Here is a 20,889-nt window from a genome sequence, read left to right as displayed (position 1 = left end):
TTCGTTTACCCCCAGCACCTCTGCGAACAACTCCGCCAATTGCGTCTCCAGCGCATCCCGCGGCGCTTCATAGCCTTCGCTGTAAGCCTCCCGGTCCGGCGCCGGCAGCGCCTTCCGGTCGACTTTGCCGTTAGGGGTCAGCGGCAGCTTCTCCAGCTCCACAAAGTAGGACGGGATCATGTAATCTGGCAGCTGTGTTGCCAGTTGCGCCCGCAGCTCCGGTACCGGAACCGCTTCATCACTTACGAGATACGCGCACAAGTACGCCTGTCCTTGCTCATCCTCGCGGGCCATGACCACCGCTTCGCGGATATGCGCATGCGCCATAAGCTGTGCTTCGATCTCCCCGCACTCGATCCGGTAGCCGCGGATCTTCACTTGGTGGTCGATCCGGCCCAGGTACTCCACGTTGCCGTCCGGCAGCCATCTCGCCAAATCCCCGGTCCGGTACATCCGCGTCCCCGGCTCGAACGGGTTGTCCACGAATTTCTCCGCCGTCAGGTCCGGCCGGTTGAAGTAACCCCGCGCCAGACCGTCCCCCGCGATGTACAGCTCACCAGCGATGCCCATCGGCTTCAGCTGCAAGTCGTCACCTACAATGTACAGCTGCGTATTTGCAAGCGGCTTGCCGATCGGCACCGCCGCTTCCGCGATGAGTGGCATGCAATCAAAATAGGAAACCTCAGCTGCTTCCGTCGGCCCGTACAGGTTGTGAAGCGTGGCTCCGCTCCCTTCCATTAACTTGTAGAACCCGGCCACATGCTGCGGCTTCAACGCTTCTCCGCTGGCAAATACCCGGCGCAAGCTGCCGAGCTTCTCCGGGCTAAGTACTTGCCCGGCGTGCTCCAGGAAGACGCTCAGCATCGACGGCACAAAATGCATCACCGTGACCCCGTGACGCTCGATGGTTTCGGCCAGCACCGCTGGATCTTTCTCTCCCTGCGGCGAAAGCATGCAGACCCGGGACCCGGTCATGCCCCACCAGAACAGCTCCGACACCGAAACGTCGAACGTTATCGGCGTCTTCTGCAGAATGACATCCTCTTCTCCGATGCGGTACCAATTCTGCATCCACTGCAGGCGGTTAATGACCGCGCGATGCTCCATCATGACCCCTTTGGGGTTGCCTGTGGTCCCCGAGGTATACATCACATACGCCAAATGCCGGGAATCCAGCTCTAGCGGCGGGTTGGCCACGGATTGTGCCTGCCTTCTGGAAGTCAACTCGATGACCGCGCCCTCAAATCCGCATGGATCAAGGCCAGCGTCAATCAGCAGCGCTTCCGCGCCGCTGTCCCCGAGCATGTATTGGATGCGCTCTTTCGGGTATGCCGGATCGACCGGCAAGTACGCCCCGCCGGCCTTCAGGATGCCATAGATCCCTACAATCAGTTCCAGCGAGCGTTCCGCCATGATCGCCACAATACGGTCCGGCCCCACACCTTGCCCGCGCAGTGTCCACGCCAGCTGGTTGGCCCGTGCGTTCAGCTCCGCGTAGGTCAGCTGCTGATCCCCGTACACTACCGCTACCGCATCCGGCGTCTTCTCCACCTGCTCCTCGAACAGACCGTGAATCGTTGCTTCCCGCTGATACTCCGCAGCCGTATCATTGAATCCAACTGTAAGTTGACGGGTCACCTCTTCATCCAATAGACGGATATCTTGGATCATAGGACTAGGCTCCCCAAGGATATCCTGAAGCATGACAGTAAAAGAGCTAAATATCTGTTCTACAATTCCATCCGAATGGTCAGCTTTGTAATCAAAAGCCAATTCGAGTTCACCAGTCAGAGACCAGTCTTTAATCATAAGCTGAAATGGATAAAATTGATGCCCATTGTAAACCTCGTTCGCTTTTACAGTCAGGTTTGCCAAATTCGTCACAAGTCTGGTGCCAAGATTATTTACAACAACAGAAAATAGCTGATCTATTCCCCTTTTGCGCAGTTCTAATTCTTGCACCAGATTATCGTAAGGATATTTTTGATGAAAGTAACATGACATCAATTCCTGCTGTACTTCCCTGCTAAACGAGTCGAAGCTCTGCATAGCATTGACTTGAACCCGAAGCGGCATCGTACTGGCAAACATACCAATTACAGATTTTTCTTTCGCTCCGGAACGGTTTAAGACCGGAGTCCCAATGACTAAGTCACTTTGCCCTGTCGTCCGATTCAAATAGGCGAGCATTAACGAGACAAACCAGGCGTTTAGTGAAACCCGGTTCTCATCAAGTCTTTCTCTGATCCGGTCAGAGAGCTCTTTGTTCAGCTGGAATGATTTCCGTGTTCCGGCCGAATCGCTGGTGACAACTCTGGAAGTTCCCATAATCGTGGGGGACTCATAGTTCTGATAACGGTTTAACCAAAACTGCTTGTCTTTTATGTACCGGTTAGACCTTAAATAATTTTCTTCATGATCTGCAAAATCAAGAAAATTGCTGGACCTGCCAACCGGATTGTTTTCGCCTTTCGCCAGCTTTTCATAAATTGCCAGTGTATCTTGAAGCCATGCTTGCCCTGACCATCCATCAGCAATGATGTGATGTGCCTTGATTAAATATCCGCACTCATCGTCGCTGATTTTGAAGAGGGCTACGTAATATAAAGGGTTATTCTCGAATTGGAAGGGGATTGCCGCTTGCTGCTGCGTCCAAAGCTCAAGCGCCTCATTTGGGTTATTTGAAGTACTGAAATTGATTAGTGGGAACGGGGTTTTATGATGGGGCACATAATATTGATAGGGCTCACCGTCCTGGTTGCGGGAGATTCGCAATCCAAAGCCTGCGTGGTTACTGAGATTATAGTGGATGGCTGCTTCAATCCACTCTAAATTCGCTTCTCCTTTAAAAATAAAATACAGCGTTATATTATTGAGCGAAGTGTCGGGATAATGCTGCTCCATCATCCAAATTCTCTTCTGTGCGTGCGTTAATGGAAATGCAGATTCGCTCCCGCTTAACGGTCTCATACAAGTAAGTCCCCCTCATTAATTATGCTGACTCTGAATGAACTGCATGCTTCTGAAGGCAACCGCAAACCAATCTGAGAAAGTGAGGTCGAATTAGGCAGTATGATGATTGGCCTGGATTATAGGTTCTTGTTGTAAAAACACATCTTGCTGTGATTAGCGGAAATTGAGAGCCTTCATAAGAGCCTCTATAACCAATTGCGAATGACTATGAATAAAAAAATGATCTCCATCAAAACCAACATACTTGCAAGCGCTATCAGATACTTGGTCCCACTCTTCTATATCTCCTGACAGAGTGTCATCCTTGTAACCGAAGAATATGTAGACGTCACACCCAAGTTTACTGTTTCTCTCTTTGAACATATGAGTCTCTGACAACCGGAAATCCGACCTGATAATAGGCAAAAAAAGATCCATCAATTCCGTATTATCAAAAAACTGCGGCGGCGTTCCGCCTAATTCCATTAAGTGCCGCTTAAACTCTTCAGCCGGGAGCGTGTGAACGATGGTTTCATCCTTGTCTGGTACATGCGGAGCAGATCTTCCTGAGAAAAAAACGACATCAGGCTCCTTATACCCCCTACTTTTCAGTTGATGAATCGTTTCAAAGGCAAGAATTGCCCCCAAGCTATGCCCGAAAATCCCATAGGGCTCTCCACTTAATTGCGGCACAATAATCGATGTAATATCTTCAACTGCTTCTTCAAAAGATCGATAAAACGGCTCGTGCACTCTCCTGCCTCTGCCAGCTAACTCCACAGGAATAATCTCAGCGATTCCGTTTAAATGGCTTGACCATTGACTGTAGAAGAAGGCCGAACCACCTGCATAAGGTATACAGAATAATTTCATAGTCCATCTCTTTCATGTTTTTTTAATAATTGAAAGAAAATCCCAATTAACTGATTAGAATAAAATAACCAGGGTAGTTCGAAGTAATACTTACTAAACTTAGAATGAGGATATCCAGACTAGACCCCTCCAGCCCGCATCAGCGGGGTTGGAGGAATCTTGATGTGAGGCAACATGCTGAAATTCCGCTATCCGCTGCCTGCCTGGAAAGATACACAACTAATTTTGAGGTTCTTCGGAACAACTCTACTGCAATTGTTCCGGACTGTCCGCTTCCGGATTTTCAGCTTGCCCGTGAAAAGATATCAGCGATTGCTTCAAGCTCTCTGCCAGTTCCTCCAGTTGCTTGGACAGCGCCACCAGTTCGCCGCTTACCGTCAATTGCCGGGAAGACATCGCCGCCACTTCTTCCGTAGATGCACTGGTCTGCTGCACCACGGAACGGACACTGCCCATCGACTCGCCAAGGCGTGCCTGGAAAATGGTCAACTCAGAAACCGCAGCCGAGGATTGACCCAGGTATTCAATGAAGTCTTCCATTTCCTTGCGTACAGCCGCGAAAATCTGGGACGACTCCCGCACCGAGCCGATCTGCTCGCTGAACAGCGGCACGGCCTCGCCCACCACCTTGACGGTGTCCTTGATACTCCGCCCGATCTCCTCTGTAATTTGCGAGACGGAGGCAATCGATTGGCTGGACTGGCCGGCCAGGGCGCGGATCTCGTCGGCGATAACAATAAAGCCTCTGCCGGCCGCTCCGGCACGGACTGCTTCAATGGAAGCATTAAGCGCCAGAATATTGGTCTGCTTGTTCATGGCAATCATTGGCGCCAGAATATTGCGGATCAGATGAGTGCTTTCCTGCAGCTTGGCCGAATTCTCTTCAATCAGCCGCATCATCTCCACCGTCGACTCACTTTGCGCAACCAGTGTCTTCATCAGCGCCGCTCCCTGCTCGCTGACCGCGATCACTTTCTCCGCTGCCGCATCCATCACCCGGTTAATCTGGTCCACCTCATGCATCTTGCCGCCCATCAGCTCCACATCATGGTTGCTGCTCTCGGCTTCCGCCGCCAGACTGGCAGCACCTTGGGCGATTTCATCCGTGGCTACCGCCAGCTCACGGGCGTGGTCCGAGATCGTTGCCGAAGCATGAACCAGCTGTTCGGATGTCGCCAGAACCTCTGTCGCCGAAGCGCCGCTTTGGCCAGCCAGCCGGGAAATCTGCTCCATCATCCGGTTGAAGCTATGTCCAAGCCGGCCGATTTCATCGCGGCCCTTGAAGTTGGTACGAACATTAAGGTTGCCTTGCTCCCCTTCCTCCATCAGCCGGGCCAGCTTACCGAGCGGCCGGCCAATCAGACGAACCAGCACATAGCCGATCAAGAGAGCAATCAGCGCCGCCGCGAATACTACGAGCAGTGTAATGTACAACAGGCGGTCGGCCGACTTGGTGAAATCACTGACCGGCGCATAGCCAAGCAGTGTCCAACCACCTGTGGTCAACGGCTGGTACACCGCCAGTTGCTCCGTTCCGGCTTCATCGTCTGCCATAAAGGAACGATCCAATTCTTGGCCCGGCTGCGGCTCGACCTCTGCCCTCGACGGCTTGATGAATGAAGGCTGCTCCAGCAGAGCATCATCCTTCGCATACACAACCTTTCGGTCAGCATCAAGGATGCGCAGCTCACCGTCTTCTCCGATGCGCAGATTCGCTAACATGTCGTTGAGAGAGCTTCGCTTGATCTCAATCAGCATATAATATTCCGCTTGCGGATTTTGCATATTGCGCAGAAGCCGCCCCATCGTGAGAGAAGCTTCCGAGTATGTATCGAAGAAACCCGTCGGCCGGACCGGGAACCACACTGGATTGCCCTTGGCCTCGTCAATCTGCTTGAATCTCGCCAGAATCCCCTCATCGGTGCGGATCCCCGTAACGCCCGAGGTTTTATAAGATTCAACTTCGGCGAGGCTACGAGAAACAAGCCGGATGCCCAATAGACGCTCATCGGAGCCTTTGACTGCATCCAGCTTGCTGCGGATACGCTCTTCGGCGGCAACCTTAGCTACGATCCCGATACTGGGATTATTTACCGCCTCCAGATCTGCCTTAAGCGCCTGATCCACGGCAAATTGCCGCGAAAGCGCTTCATACTCGACAAAGAGGAAATCCAGTTTATCAGCGGCCTGGACAATCGCTTGCGATGAAGCAGCAGCTACTTCATCGGTAATAATACCTTTGGCTGCGTAAAAGGAAGTCAAACCAAGCACGGAGGACAACAACAGAATGGTACTGAACAGGATTACAAATAATTTGACGCCAACCGATTGCAGATGCAGGCTTCGCTGCCGTTTCATAAGTCTACTCTCCCATAGAATAAAATAACGCCACATTAGTGGGTTTTATCCTTGAAGCCTAATCAGGTGCCCAGCTGAAGTCCCTGAATAACTCCACAAAGTGGTGATTTGCCTCGATGCCGGTTCAGATCCTTTGCAAGGGCCCCGCTATTAAACCCCATAAATTAAATAAAAATACATAAGACAAGGTACACCCTTCGCAGTCAAATGAAGGCTGTACCTTGTTTTCGTTAAATCGCGCAAAGTGGCAAAGGGCCTGATTAACCCTTGCTCGCCCCAGCCGTCAACCCTTCGACGAGCAATTTTTGCAGGAAGCCAAAGAGAATCATGATCGGAATAGAGATCAGTACAGCGCCTGCCGCAAAAGTCGTGAAATTGGAGTTCTGATTCGAATCCACCATGTCCCACATACCGACGGCAACGGTCCATTTATCCTTGGTCCGCAGAATGAGTCTTGCAAAGATAAAGTCAACCCACGGTCCGACAAATTGGGTAAGCGCCATGTAGGTAATCATCGGTCTCGACAAAGGCAGAATAATTCTCCAGAAGATTCCAAAGTTACTTGTTCCGTCAATGCGGGCAGCTTCGTCCAGCGAACGCGGTATCGTATCGAGGAACCCTTTCGCGATTAGTGTCCCGCCTAGCGGAGCACCGGCTGCATATACGATAATCAGAGCCAGATGTTTATCCAGCAGATCAAACTCTTTCAGCAGCAAATAGATGGCAATCATACTCATGAAGCCTGGAAACATTCCAAGCACCAGCAGTCCGGACATGGTGGTCTTCCGCGCCTTGAATCTGAACCGGGAAACTGCATAGCTTGTAAGCAATGTCAAGAAAACGCCCAGGATCATTGAGAACAAGGCAATCTTAAACGTATTAAGCCACCAGGTAGGGAACAGCAGGGTGTTATCATAGAATAGCGCCCGGTAATGTTCAAGCGTAAACGTTTCAGGAATCAGTGTTTTACTGTAAAGGGATTTGCCCGGCCGCAGCGACGATAACAGAATCCAAATGGCAGGATAGAGTGCTGCAACAGACAGAATCAGCAACATCAAATAACTTAATCCGAGCCGTATTTTTGTTTTAATTTTTGCTCCGCTCATTGGATCATGTCCTCCTCCTGGAATGATTTCGACCGCCGGTAATTGTAAAGCGAGAAGCTGGCTACGATCAAGAAGATAATGATTCCGACCGCAGATGCCATGTTATATTTGTTCTGGTCAAGCGTGAGCTTGTAAAGCCACGTCACGAGCAAGTCGGTGGAACCGGCGTACTGATAATCCCCGTTTGGGGGACTACCGCCTGTTAACAGGAAGATCGCATTAAAGTTATTGATGTTGCCTGCAAACTGGGCAATCAGTGTAGGCGCCGTCGAGAACAGCACCATAGGCAATGTTATGATGCGGAATTTCTGGTAGTTGGTCGCCCCATCCACTTCGGCCGCTTCATACATATCGCGCGGAATCGTTGTCAGAACCCCCATAATCAGCAGCATGGATACCGGAATACCGACCCACAAGTTAACCACGATAACCGTTACTTTGGCCCAGAATGGATCCGTTAGCCAAGGAAGGCCACCGAGCCCGAAAAATTTTAGATATTGGTTAACTGGACCAAACTGGCCGTTGAACAGGTTGCGCATGAGCAGAAGGGAGATCATCTGCGGAATAGCATATGGAACAATCAGAATGGCTCTCCAGAAGCCCTTGAAACGAATGCCTTGCTGGCTGACTAGCATCGCGACCAGCATGCCGCCGAAATAGGTAGTAACCGTGGACAAGATCGCCCAGATAATAGTCCAAGTAAGTACCCCGTAAAAGGTCTGGCTCCATGATTTAAGTACCACCAGATTACGGAATGTTTCAAAGCCAACCCAATCTACAAGCTTGGCCGGAGGCATATGGTTAGGCGCAGCATAGTTCGTAAATGCCAGCATGATCATGAAGATGATCGGCATTACTGTAAATAGCAGAATACCTACAGACGGCAGAATAAGAAATGTCTGCGCAAACTTGTAATCGAGGATATAACGGATGCTCTGTTTAAATGTAGCCGGAGTTTGGCCTGCGTCTCGCGCAGCTCCAGTCTTTCGGGCATCTTTAATGTTCATATACCACGCAAGCAGAAACAGAACAAAGAATATAATTGTAATCAAACTCTGAATTAGAATAAATATAGAATGATCACCTTTGACCAACTTGGCAATCCCTTTGACCTTCTCAAAATGTTGGGAGGTTGTACCCAAGGTAACGATACCCCAGAACGCCCGTCCAAGCTTCTCAATAAAGTAAGTTAAGCTTAATGCCTCTACAATCAAAAAAATAAAACCTTTGATAAATTGGCGGTTATATATTTGTCCCAATCCCATAAACAATGTAGACAGTATCGTTGCTGTTCTAGTATGGTGTCGCTGCATTTCCCTTCCGTTCTCCTCTCCTGGGAAATCAGAGAATCGCCCGCCGCTACCAGGCGGCGGGTGATTTGATTTCATAAATATACTGTTGGAATAGATCTGCAGATGTTTACTTCGAAGAGCCGTTGTTCAGATCTTTGATCTGTTGGGCTGCTTTGTCCATTGCAGTCTTAGGGTCTACGCCTTTGTCCCAGATTTCCGGCAGGGCAGCATTTACAGGACTCCACACATTTCCCATTTCAGGAATAGATGGCATTGGTTGGGAGTTATTAGCCTGTTCAGCAAAGACGGATACATAAGCATCATCCTTGATTTGCGGGTCTTCCAGAGCCTCCAAGTTGGTTGGAATCGATCCGACCAGTTTGTTCAGCTTAAGCTGGGCATCCTTGCTGGAAGCGAACTCAGCATAGAGCTTAGCGGCATTTGGATATTGCGTATACGCGTTAACCGCGAAGATCTTGAAGCCGGCCAAGGAGATGGCAGTCTTTCCACCGACAGTCGGCAGCGGTGTCAGTCCCAGATTGTCGCCCAGAGCCTTTTTGTATCCGGCCAGTTCCCAAGGTCCGTTGATATCCATTGCGACATCGCCGGAGTTGAAGAGACTGCGCTTAATATCCGGGTTAATATCGCCACTGTTGATTGGCAGAATTTCTTTCAGTTTCTTAAATTCACTCAAGCCTTGGATTGCGCCGTCGGTATTGATCCCGATATCGTCTTTGTTCGTGCCGTTATCCCCGAAGAGATAACCGCCGTTGGAAGCGATGAACGGATAGTCGAAATACATGTTCCCGACTTCCCACATGATTCCATACCGGTTTTTGGATTTGTCGGTGAAGGTTTTGCCGAAGGTGAGTACATCATCAAAACTCTTAGGCGCTTCAGTAACAAGAGACTTATTGTAGTACAAAGCATAAGTTTCAGCTGCACGCGGGTAGCCGTACAGGAGACCGTCATAGCTGGCACCGGTAATCGAGGATTCTGTATTGTTCTTTACTGTTTCTTGCTCGAACACATCGTTTGGAAGCAAAAGTTGTGCGCTTGCTGCTCTGCCCAGGTTGTCATGCGGAATCAAAACAACGTCGGCAGCCAAACCGGAAGGACCGTCTTGGGACAGTTTGGTAACTTGCTGTACCGGTGACAACTCTTCAATTTTTACCGGAACATTGTATTTTTCAGTGAATTCCTTCGCGATTGCGTCTGTAAAGGCTCTTTCTTCCTTACTCTCCCATACGGTCAGGGTTGCGCCATCTTCTGGGGTGATTTGTGCGGTTTCGGCGCCAGTGTTGTCTGTGCCTGCGTTTCCGGCCGGAGCCGTGCTTTCTGATGGTGCGTTCGTTGCGGTTGAGTTGCTGCCCCCGTTATTTCCGTTGTTGTTAGATCCGCAGGCAGTAACAGAAAGTGCCATAGACGCTGCGGCGGTAAGAACCATAAGCTTTTTCAACTTCATGCTTTAACCCCTCCTAATTTGTGTACGCTTGCCAACAATGATACTGCAGAACTTGCGCAAACGATTTCAGAAGATCCAAAAAAAATGTCTGTTTTATTCTTTCAACCTTCTGTATCCGCTTTAGTCAAGTTCTAGAAAGCGCTTCATTACTTAATTTATAATACAACAGGAATCTTAATTGTTAAAACGTTTGCACATGGTATATTCGTCCATTTTCGGCTAATTATCCATGATAACAATACAATATATCCCTTATTCGCAAGATTACTCTTATTTACTTTTATTTTCGTCAATCTCGACTCAATTATTTGTTTTCATTAACAATTTATAGCCGCACTTATCTTCTGTAATGAATCTTTTGAAAATTAGGTCACCGTAAAAGCGCCTGATCGCAAGTGAATAATTGTGCAATGGTTTGAACAATAGTATTGAACGGCTATTTATTCCGTGCTATAATCCAAACCATTATGAGCAGCTTGATCTGTTGGAAGCAGCAGAAGCATCCGCCCTTTGTTCTTTTATAACTAAAAGGCAATGTTACTTGACACAGGTACAACCTCGGAACTATCTCTTCGGCGGCGGTTGTGCCTCTTTGCTATGGGCGAATGTAAGGGCGATATTGTGCAATCGTGGCACAATGTTTGCGCACTGCGGGCACATGTCCGTATATCACCCCTTAAGTTCCTTATATATCCACTTCATGCAAATTGCGCATAATGCATCGTCTTAGTTCTGCATTGGGATTCCACAACACAAACCAACTTTTTAGGAGGAATTATCATGTTATTGGAAGCTGTATACCACCGTCCGCGCTTGAATTGGTCTTATGCCTATGACCGCCAAACCATCCATCTTCGTCTACGTGCCAAAAAGGGAGATTTGACAGAGGTGTTCGCCTGGGCGGGCGATAAATATGCCTGGGATGCTACTAAAGAATTGATTCCGATGAAGCTTTTCACTTCGGATGCGATGTTTGATTATTGGGAATGCGAGTCGGTTCCCCTGTACCGCAGGCTGAAATACGGTTTCCTGCTGCAAAAAGGTCATGAGCGGATCTGGATGACGGAAAGCGACTTTCAGACAGAACGTCCGGCGAATCCGAACAGGCTGTTTGAATTTCCGTACATAAACCCTGTAGATGTGTTCGCACCACCGGCATGGGTGAAGGACGCTGTCTTCTATCAGATCTTTCCGGAGCGCTTTGCGAACGGTGATCCCAGTCTGAATCCCGAGAATGTGCAGCCATGGGGCGGTACGCCTACACCGGAAAATTTCTTCGGCGGAGATCTTCAAGGAGTCATTGACCATCTGGATCATTTGACCGAGCTTGGCATTACCGGCATCTATTTCACTCCCATCTTCGCGGCTACTACCAACCATAAGTATGATACAGAGGACTATATGAAGGTTGATCCGCATTTCGGTGATGTGAAGACACTCAAAAAACTCGTCGATGCCTGCCATGAACGCGGCATTCGCGTGCTGCTGGACGCCGTGTTCAATCATTCGGGCAGAACCTTTGCCCCATTCGTTGATGTGCTGGAGAACGGAGAAAACTCCCGCTACAAGGACTGGTTCCATGTCCGTGAATTCCCGCTGCAAGTGGTGGACAACATCCCGAATTATGATTCCTTTGCCTTCGAACCGCTGATGCCAAAGCTGAATACAGAGAATCCTGAAGTTAAAGAATATTTGCTGAATGTAGCTGAATACTGGATTCGTGAGGTAGGCCTTGACGGCTGGCGTCTGGACGTTGCCAATGAGGTCGATCATGAATTCTGGCGCGACTTCCGCAAAGTAGTAAAACGCGCAAATCCCGAAGCTTATATTTTGGGTGAAATCTGGCATGAATCTGCCCCTTGGCTGGAAGGTGATAAATTCGACGCGGTAATGAACTATCCGTTCACCGATGCCGTAATTGATTTCTTCGTCTCCGGCACGCTTGACGCCGAAGGTTTTGCCAATGCCATCGGCAAGCAGCTGTCGCGTTATCCGCTGCAGGCCAGTGAAGTGGCCTTCAATCTGCTGGACAGCCATGATACACCGCGCCTCTTGACCTTGGCCGGAGGAGACAAGAACAAGCTGAAACTGGCCACATTGTTCCAGTTCACCTTTATGGGCACGCCGTGCATCTACTACGGCGCTGAAATTGGCATGGATGGCGAAGGCGATCCGGGATGCCGCAAATGCATGGAGTGGGATCCCGAGAAGCAGGACCGCGAGCTGTTCAGCTTTTTCCGCAAGCTGATTGAGATCCGCGGCAGCCATCCTGCACTCCGCACCGGCGCTCTCACCTTCCTGGAGGCGGCCCCGCAGGGCAGCAAGCTGGCTTATGAACGCAGTCTTGGCGATGATATTATCATCGTACTGATGAACACAGAAGGGACAGGCCAGACTTTCCACATTGGTGTAGAAGAACGTCAATGGGAGAACCTGTTCACCGGCGAATCCTTGCGCGCTGAGCGCGGCAAGCTGTCCGTTAAGCTGCCAGCATACGGCTATACCGTCATTAAGGCGGTAGTATAACAAGCTCCATCAATTCAATCCAGACCAGATATCATTCATCAAGTGGAAACGGCTTCGCCGTCCTCAAAAGGACGGTATCCGTTTCAGCCAGAAATAGAAGGATAATTTAAAGCGTGAAACATGTAAATTCTTATCTTTAAATAAAAAACGGCACTCTTCGCGATGAAGAGTGCCGTTTTCGTTATATGGCTATTTATTTGCCAAGCAGATTGTAGATCACTTGTGCGCTTTCAGAGCGGGTCATCAGCTCTTTGGGAGCAAACTTATGATCGGCTTTTCCTTGCACTAGCCCCAGCTCTGCAGCGGCATTTACATAAGAGCCCGCCCAGGCACTGATGCCGGAAGCATCTGCAAACCGGGTTGTCCCGGAGGCCACCTCAACCTTCTTACCTTGTTTGACTTCCAGCGCACGAATAACCATAACGGCCATTTCCTCGCGGCTGATGGCAGCATTTGGCGCAAAGCTTTCTTGGCTTCGTCCCGTCACAATTCCCTGACTGGCCGCTGTTGCCACGTACGAAGAGTACCAGGCATCAGGCTTCACATCAACGAATGCAGCCTGACCTTCCGCAGTCACACCAAGCGCACGAACCAGCAGTGCGGTAAATTCCGCGCGGCTGACATTGCTCTTTGGTTTGAATTCGGAAGAGGTAACACCCGTAACGATTTGTTTGGCGCTAAGCGATTTAATCGCCGCTGCCGCCCAATAGGCTGCTGGAACATCCTTAAAGGTCTTGTCGAGCTCAAGTGCCGCATATTTGCTGAAATGCGTAACTTGTGCCGTAATGACATTCCCGTTCAAGGTTCCATCCGCATATGCCACACTTCCGCTATCGCCCAGAACATAGATACCGAGCAGATCTTTATCCGGATTGCCGGTAATCTTGAAAGCAAGCGTAACCGGCGCTTTAAAGGTCGTAACCGGAATACGGGTGCCGTCTTTTTTGACAATATGCAGTGTAAACTCATATACATCCGATGCAGCAGTCACTCTGGTATCCTGAAGCTTCAGCCCGGCCAGGAAGGTGTCTGCCGCATTGCCTTGAAGCGGACTGGTTGCGAACAGAATGTGCGCACCCTCCCCCTCAGTCCCGGACAAGCTTCCTTGAATCCCGCTCAGAACTGCACTAGGCAGGGTTACAGAAATGCCGCCCATATGAAGCACCAAATCATTTGTTCCGAGGACGCCCGCTGCCTGAATCGGTATGAGCACTGATTGCTTGCCTGCAGCAACCTGCACTTCCACCTTGCCATCCTTGCCATTTTTCAAACTGTCTACCCCAATGCTTTGCGGATCTGCAGTTGTTGTTGGTGCTGGTGTCGGTGTCGGAGTGGGTGCGGGTCCCGGCGTACCCTCAGATACCACCGCCAGAATAACTGTTCCTCCCTCATCTCTTCCCGGGAGCTCAAGCGTTACTTTCCGGTCGGCCGATACGGCATATGTTCTGCCGCTATACTCATCCTGGACAGAAGCAAATGCTGTGAACGGCACCGGAATACTTGCAGTTACAGCCTTGGTGCTGGTGTTGATGAGCGTCACAACATTCTGGGAACCATACTGCTTGTCAAAAGCCAAATATCCCAGTTCATCCGAACCTGCCAGCTTCGTACGTGTACCTTTGGAATATACCGCAGAGTATTTGGCACGGATATTCAGCAGCTTCTGATAGTGATCGTGAAGACCCTGCTCAGCAGTAAGCTGATCCCACGGCATATCCGAACGGTTCTCGCTGAATTCTCCCTTCGACATATCTCCGGCATTTCTGCCCGAACGTCCAAGTTCTTCCCCGTAATAAATGACAGGCTGTCCTTTAGCCGTGATCTGCAGGGCGGCAGCGATCTTCAGCTTGCCTTTGTCCCCGCCTACATAGTCGGACAGGAAGCCGTTCTCATCATGGCTGCTCAGGAACTGAGCCATCATCCGGGTATTGTCAATCTTCGATTCACGGTCCTGCAGGTAAGCATCCACATCACTGATTTTGCCGTTCGTGAAATCTCTTGCCGCATTCTTGAAGCCGAAATCCAGCAAGCCGTCCATTTGCCCGGTTTGCAGCATCCCGCCATCGCTGTCAATGGTGCCTCCGTAGTATTCACCGACCAGTTTGAAGTCGGGATCAATCGCCGTCAGCGCATTTTTGAATACTTTCCATGTCGTATCTTCCACATGCTTAACGGTATCCACACGGAAATAGTCGATGGTATCGCCACGCGCTGTCCGTGCGTTGTCCAGCCAGCCCGTTTGCCACTCAATAATTTTCGCACGAACTGCAGGATCTTCCGTTTTGAAGTCCGGCAAGCCGGCAAGCTCTCCCTTGATCGGGTCAGTATCGGCCGATACACCGTCCGTACGGAGCATGCCGTCAAAGCGCGCTTTATCCTCTGCGGTAACGGTCGGATAGTTATCCTCTGCTTCCAAACCGTAGCCTGCATGATTCAGCACAACGTCAACCATGATTTTGATACCCTTGTCATGTGCCTTCTCAATCAGTTCGCGGAAGGTCGCCATATCGCCAAGATGTTCATCCAGCTGGGTGAAATCCTTGGCCCAGTATCCATGGTAAGCATGCTGGGTACCGCCGAAATCAACCCCCTTATTGAAATCAATGTTGTCGACAATCGGCGTGATCCAGAGCGTGTTGATCCCCAGCTGTTGAAGGTAATCCAGACTGTTGATCATCCCGCGGAAGTCTCCGCCGTGGTAGGCTTCAAGATGTGTTTTATCGACGTTCTCATTGTTGGTGAGGTCACCATCCTTGAAGCGGTCAGTCAGGGCAAAATAGATCCGTGCCTCATCCCAATCGAAATCCAGCTTGGCTCCCGTATAGGTTCTGGCTTTCACTTCAATGGAGGTGCTGCCTTTATGCGTATTTCCGTACTGGTCAATAAGCGTGACCGGAATGGTTTTGATGCCCGCGGCTACGGTATCCTTCACCGCAATGGTCTGTTTCATGAGCCCGGTATCGAGCTTCACTTCGCTTGGACCCCCAATGGCAGTCAGATCCATGAATCCATGCGTATAGGTTACAGCTTCTTCGGAGGCTGCACTGACCGTCACAATTGCATTTTCACTCGATGTGACAGCTTCCGGTTGAACTTTTGCACTGACTGTAACGTCTGGACGATGATATACGGCAACCGATTCACCGTTCAACGTATTTTTCGGATCGGTGAGTTCTTCAGTAACTCCATCCTTAGTGATCAGGAAGGTGTACTTATACGTCCCTTCCTCCACGCCAGTCAGCTGATAACTGAACCACTCACTCGACGGATCATACACCATCGGGTATTCCTTGCCGTTTACTTTCACTTTGGCCTCGCTGATAGATTCCAGGTTGCCGCTGCGGAAAAGCTCGTCATCACGGTACTTGAAGGTAATCGTTCCGTCTTTCATGACCGGACCGCTAATAACCGGCTTGATGTCAAGCTCCTTCACCATGCTGGTCACAATGACCTTGGTGAAATTTTCACCCGGGGTAAGCGGAATGACACGGTCATCCGGGTAGTCTTGTTTGCCCGTATTCCAGTCCGTTCCTTTGCGCAGTACGAAACCCACGCTTGTGGCATTTGGCGCCACCTCAATCAGAACACTGGCTTTGCCGTCCTTAAACGTTGTGAAATCAATTTGATCATTTTTAACTCCAGTGTTCCATATCCAGAGATTCCAATCCGTATAATCCTTGTCGTCACGGACATAAGTCAATTGGACATAACGTTTGCTATCCACCGGCTCTTTCGTTACCTTAACGGTTACATTCGTTGTTTTTCCGCCATAGGTAATGGTAAGGTTGGCTGTTCCAGCCTTGATCCCCTTTACGAGACCTTTGCTTGTAACGGTAGCCACTTCCGGTTTATCGGAAACATAAGCGGCAGTATTCGTAACCGACCGTTTGCTGCCATCATCATATTTAGCATATACAGCCGATTGATGTGTGCTGCCAATTTGCAGCGAGTAGCTGCTGCTGTCCGTTTCCAGAGAACTCAGCACAGCTGCTGCGGCATCCCTCTTGATAATTACAGCTGTCAACGGCTGCAGTTCAATAGATGTAGCTGTTAATGCAAAACCGGACTGGGCTGCAGCAGGGATAGCTTCAGTACCCGCTTCGTCATCGTCGACCAGTACGCTACCGCCTGTTAAATCCTCGGAAAGTGTCAGCGTTCGGGATATATTGTCGCCATTCATGAACACATAATAGATGCCTGTGCCATCAGTGGCCTTGTTCTTATACCCGATCACAAGATCGGTCGCCTTCATTTCCGGCGCCGGAATCAAACTGACATTAGAATCCACCAGACTCATGTCGCCCAGACGGAATGCATCTGTAGACTTTCTCAGCTTAATGAGGCCTGAGGTATAATCTTTGGTCATGTTCTGCACCGGGAAGTTCAACTCATCGGTTACCTTGGACCAATCGAACATGTTGACCGCATCCGATGAATCGTAGGAATCATGAACGAAATACCCGAATGAATTATTGTTTGCGTCCTTTAGCTCTGTAGCTTTTTGCTCAGGAATGGTATCTGCCTTCCACTCCTTAGTGCGTCCATATTCCTGGCCTGCCTGCAGGAAGGAGGTACCCTGGGAAGTGAATATCAGCATGTTGCCGAGCCTGATCCGCTTCTGTATTTCCAGCTCGTTCTCGGGAATTGCCGGATCCTTCTTGATGGACTGCGCAATTACATCATGCAGTGTCAGATTGTCATGAGCTTCGATGTATGGCACGATATCCCCCGGATCATCCGCCGGGATATTGGACGGCTGGCCTTTAATATTGTCCAGAATCGTCTCAATCGAACGTACTCCGCCCGTAATAAACCTCGGTTCACCTTCTGAACCATAACCTGATTTCAATTCATTGCGGAATTCATCGGAGAATACGCCGACGCTGTCCGTCTTATCCATCCAATCCTGATCTGCGCCTTTGCCTGCAAGAGAAGGATCGGAAGCGGCCCCGCCGAACGTTTTCCAGCCCTCGCCGATGAATAGCGCCTGCGGGTTAATGGCTGCGGCGGCATCATAGGCAGCCTGCACAGCATCTGCCGTGGCATCGCCCATCATGTCCCAGCGCATGCCGTCGATTTTGTATTCACTGAACCAGTACTTGACGGAATCCACCATCAGCTTCTCCGCCATCTTATGGTTTGTCGCCAGGTTGTTGCCGAAACCGCCGATAAAGTTGCCGTTTGCATCCTGGAACGCATAATAATTAGGCACGATATCGTTCAAGAATTCCTTCTTCGCCATATGGGTGTAGACAACATCCAGAATGACGCCCATCCCGGCTTCATGCACTGCGTCGATAAGCCCTTTAAGCTCCTTAATCCGCAGTTCTGGATCGGCAGCATTCTGTGAATATGCGCCATCCGGGGAGAAGTAGCTATGAGGATCATATCCCCAGTTGTATTGATTATTTTGTGCTGAATATTCACTTTCTCTTTGCCCCATCTTCGTTTCGTCGCCGTAATACCAAGCCATTACAGGCATCAGCTGAATATGGGTTACGCCCAAAGATTTAATATAATCCAGCTTCTGCTCAAAAGCGGCATAAGAGCCCCAACGTTCGCCGCCCAGACTGCTTTCGATTGAAATATCCGACGTGAAATCACGGACATGGACTTCATAAATGACGGCATCCTCGCGTTGTTCATAGCCAGCGATATCCGGCTCATGGAAGTTAGCCGGATTGGTCCGGCTAAGGTCAACGATAGCCGCTTTACCCACTGTATCTCCGCCATCGCCCGCAGTACCTGTGGTATCCACAGTGAATACGGCCATGGACTTGGCGTACGGATCAAGCACCTGCTTCATAACCCCGTCATTGGTAACTTCATATTGATAATAGTATCCGCTTACATCAGACTCCCCGGCAACGCCGGTTAAATCAGACGCCTTCAGCTTCGCAGACCACACGCCTTGTTCGCCCTTAGTCAAGCTGATATGGCCGACAAGCTTGGTAGCATCACTCTTATCGTACACATTTGCCACAACAGAACTGGCCACAGGAGCCCATAACTTGAGCGTAGCCGACTTCTCAGCCGCATTATACTCAGCCCCAAGGTCGTCCCCTGTGTAATTGTACATTTCATCGATCATTCTCCAGCCGCCGGAAGCGGATACCGTTTTGCCGGAATAAGATACACTCAGCGGCGTTTTGCCCAGATCAAAAGCTGCCGTATCCACCTCAATGGAAGTCGGGCTCTTAATGGTTACTGCAGTGACCGGGACAGCCGTGCCTTCTTTGTCCTTGATGGTAATTCCAGCTTTTAATGCTGCGGCATCCAGTCCATCAGTTAAAGTGAAGCCCAGAAGGATTTTGCTGGTCGACAGTACTTCAGCCGACACGAGTCCTACCGGTTGTTCCCCGAACGGAGAAACATAGACATTGTTATCCCCTTCTTTTACCCACAGCTGATTGTAACGGTCCAGCAGGCTGAAAGCTTTATCGCCGCCGTCCTTGTTCTCATTTGTCGGGTTAACGATAAGGAAGCCAATTTTCCTGGCATTTTCTTTCAGTGGAATATCGATATACGCGCCGAAGCGGTCCACATTCTCAGGGCGAAACAGAGCAGCATCTGACGGCCAGTTAACCGGTGCTGTTGCCACATCATCCCACAGCCATAAACCGTACTGGCTTTGATGATTGTCGCCTCTCATGTAATGAATCCGGACGGTATTCGCAGGAATTACTGCCGGCTCATACGGTGTCACCTGATCCGAACCTTCCTTGATCCAGATTTCATTGGTTTGCGGAGTATTGATTGTGAACAGCTTGTCGCCGCCGTCTTTGGCCTGATTGTTGCGGTTGACGACTACGAACGAGATTTTTTTGGCTCCCTCCTTAAGCGGTACGTCGGTATAAGCCCCGTAAGAATCAGTTTGACCTTCAGGGAACGGCGTGGCACCCGCAGGCCATCCGGAGGAAGGTGCGGCTACATCATCCCAGAGCCATAAACCCTGATCCGCATAATCACCGGCTGTACGTTGGTAGTGAACCCGCATATGCCCATCCGGTACAGGGGCATTGTTACCCGGAACAACCGGAGCCGTAAATGTGGCACTGACGACATGATCCGCCGCGTTGTATTTGAAGGTGACCGGCAGATCCGCCGGCAGATTCAAGGCCTGTTCATGCTCGGGATAAGACTTATCCTCCTGCGGGGTTGCTCCCGGCACAAAGACGCTGTACGAATAGTCGCCTTTGGGAAGATCAGCCGTCCGCTCATACACATTGTCAAAGTTCGGATCCGATAATGTCGTCTTCGCGTCGGCTGGCGAGGAATCGCCCGCATCGCCAAGCTCACTTTGCAGAGTACCCACCAGCCGCGGCAGTCTGTTGTCTGCGATTGGCGAGTAATACGTCGAGTCGGCAATTTTTTTGGTAATCTCGTTGAAATAGAAGGTAACCGTTGTTTCAGCAGCCAACGTAATCACGATGTTGCCGCCGTCATCGGTTCCTTCAGTATGGGTATAACTGCTGTATCCATAGCTTTCGTCCCAGGTGCCGTTAAGGGCAACCTTGTACTTATAGGTCCCTGCCGGCAGCGTGCCTGTAAAGACATAAGTACCATTGTTTGTATAGGTCATCTGAGTGACTGTTGCATCTGGTGACCAGTCATCCACTTGCCCTGAACCTGCAGACAATTCTGACTGGAGGTCACCCACAAGCACAACTTTGGATGTGGCTGCATCCACTTTTGCCGTGTACCCTGTAAAGTAAGAGCACACAAGAATAAGGATCATACTAATGGCAAAAGCCTTTTTACCCCATAAAGCCAATCTCATTCCTTCAATCCCCCCATATTTGCATTCGATTCCTGAACAGAGAAAACACTGATTTCATATTCCTTTATCCAACATTTCATGCTTCTAAAGCCTGATGGAATGACACCCCCTTATAGATTTCAGTTTTGAAGTCATTGCGCAAACGTTTGCAAAAATAACGAACCTACACATTCCCTGCAAACTTTATTTTGTGCAGCAGACATGTTGCACAAAATAAGCTCTTGTAAGCGCTTTTATACCTTGTTTAACATACTAATCTTAGTCTCAACTTGTTGTCAACCAAAAAAATAAATTGCTAAACCACCCGTCAGCCGGGACAGAGAGTTCATACTAATAGGCCTGCAGTAATGCCATGTATTGCACAGATTTGCATGATCAATAAAATAAACATATGTAGCGTAAGAGTTTTAAAGAAAAACCGTTTGCGCATTTTATCTCTATACATTTCAGATCATCCGGCAGCATTTTTACATCAAAATACAAATATTTCTTATATTTTGCCATTTCATTTGTGAAAATGTGCAAATTTTAAGCGAA

Annotated in this window: 8 protein-coding genes; 1 reads left to right on the top strand and 7 read right to left on the bottom strand. The window is 49.7% G+C overall.

Translation table 11 applies throughout. The features are described 5' to 3' along the window. From ACQ76X_RS17255 to ACQ76X_RS17230, 6 genes are all read right to left on the bottom strand, one after another. Positions 1–2,970: non-ribosomal peptide synthetase (locus tag ACQ76X_RS17255; RefSeq protein ID WP_438495170.1), on the bottom strand; the 2,970-nt coding region annotated here is incomplete at its 3' end. Between the two features lie 156 nt (positions 2,971–3,126). After that, positions 3,127–3,825 (bottom strand): thioesterase II family protein, encoded by a 699-nt coding sequence (locus ACQ76X_RS17250; protein WP_438495169.1) that lies wholly within the window; start codon positions 3,823–3,825, stop codon positions 3,127–3,129. Positions 3,826–4,071: 246 nt separating this feature from the next. Continuing rightward, positions 4,072–6,183 (bottom strand): methyl-accepting chemotaxis protein, encoded by a 2,112-nt coding sequence (locus ACQ76X_RS17245; RefSeq protein ID WP_438495168.1) that lies wholly within the window; start codon positions 6,181–6,183, stop codon positions 4,072–4,074. A gap of 260 nt (positions 6,184–6,443) precedes the next feature. Further along, entirely contained in the window at positions 6,444–7,289 is an 846-nt protein-coding gene (locus ACQ76X_RS17240; protein WP_038588495.1) for a sugar ABC transporter permease, read from the bottom strand. Continuing rightward, complete coding sequence (locus ACQ76X_RS17235; protein ID WP_438495167.1) at positions 7,286–8,602, bottom strand: carbohydrate ABC transporter permease; 1,317 nt, start codon at positions 8,600–8,602, stop codon at positions 7,286–7,288. The genes ACQ76X_RS17240 and ACQ76X_RS17235 overlap by 4 nt, the downstream gene beginning before the upstream one ends. Positions 8,603–8,708: 106 nt before the next feature. Then, complete coding sequence (locus ACQ76X_RS17230) at positions 8,709–10,046, bottom strand: sugar ABC transporter substrate-binding protein (protein WP_438495166.1); 1,338 nt, start codon at positions 10,044–10,046, stop codon at positions 8,709–8,711. Positions 10,047–10,826: 780 nt separating this feature from the next. Between ACQ76X_RS17230 and ACQ76X_RS17225 the strand changes: the two genes are divergently transcribed. Continuing rightward, a complete protein-coding gene (locus tag ACQ76X_RS17225) occupies positions 10,827–12,572 on the top strand; it encodes an alpha-glycosidase (protein ID WP_038588486.1) in 1,746 nt (581 codons plus the stop codon). Positions 12,573–12,765: 193 nt separating this feature from the next. On the opposite strand, the gene ACQ76X_RS17220 is transcribed toward ACQ76X_RS17225, so the two are convergent. Then, positions 12,766–20,352: a pullulanase gene (locus tag ACQ76X_RS17220; RefSeq protein ID WP_438495165.1), complete on the bottom strand. Its 7,587-nt coding sequence runs from the start codon at positions 20,350–20,352 to the stop codon at positions 12,766–12,768. Between the last annotated feature and the right edge of the window lie 537 nt (positions 20,353–20,889).

The sequence above is a fragment of the Paenibacillus sp. IHBB 3054 genome (genome assembly GCF_051594305.1).
Taxonomy (GTDB): Bacteria; Bacillota; Bacilli; order Paenibacillales; family Paenibacillaceae; genus Paenibacillus_AQ.
This window is presented reverse-complemented; position numbering and strand designations above follow the sequence as displayed.

What these genes read in the sequence shown, in the direction of transcription:
- ACQ76X_RS17250 (WP_438495169.1), bottom strand. Translation starts at nt 3,825, where the DNA reads ATGAAATTATTCTGTATACCTTATGCAGGTGGTTCGGCCTTCTTCTAC.
- ACQ76X_RS17245 (WP_438495168.1), bottom strand. Translation starts at nt 6,183, where the DNA reads ATGAAACGGCAGCGAAGCCTGCATCTGCAATCGGTTGGCGTCAAATTA.
- ACQ76X_RS17240 (WP_038588495.1), bottom strand. Translation starts at nt 7,289, where the DNA reads ATGAGCGGAGCAAAAATTAAAACAAAAATACGGCTCGGATTAAGTTAT.
- ACQ76X_RS17235 (WP_438495167.1), bottom strand. Translation starts at nt 8,602, where the DNA reads ATGCAGCGACACCATACTAGAACAGCAACGATACTGTCTACATTGTTT.
- ACQ76X_RS17230 (WP_438495166.1), bottom strand. Translation starts at nt 10,046, where the DNA reads ATGAAGTTGAAAAAGCTTATGGTTCTTACCGCCGCAGCGTCTATGGCA.
- ACQ76X_RS17225 (WP_038588486.1), top strand. Translation starts at nt 10,827, where the DNA reads ATGTTATTGGAAGCTGTATACCACCGTCCGCGCTTGAATTGGTCTTAT.
- ACQ76X_RS17220 (WP_438495165.1), bottom strand. Translation starts at nt 20,352, where the DNA reads ATGAGATTGGCTTTATGGGGTAAAAAGGCTTTTGCCATTAGTATGATC.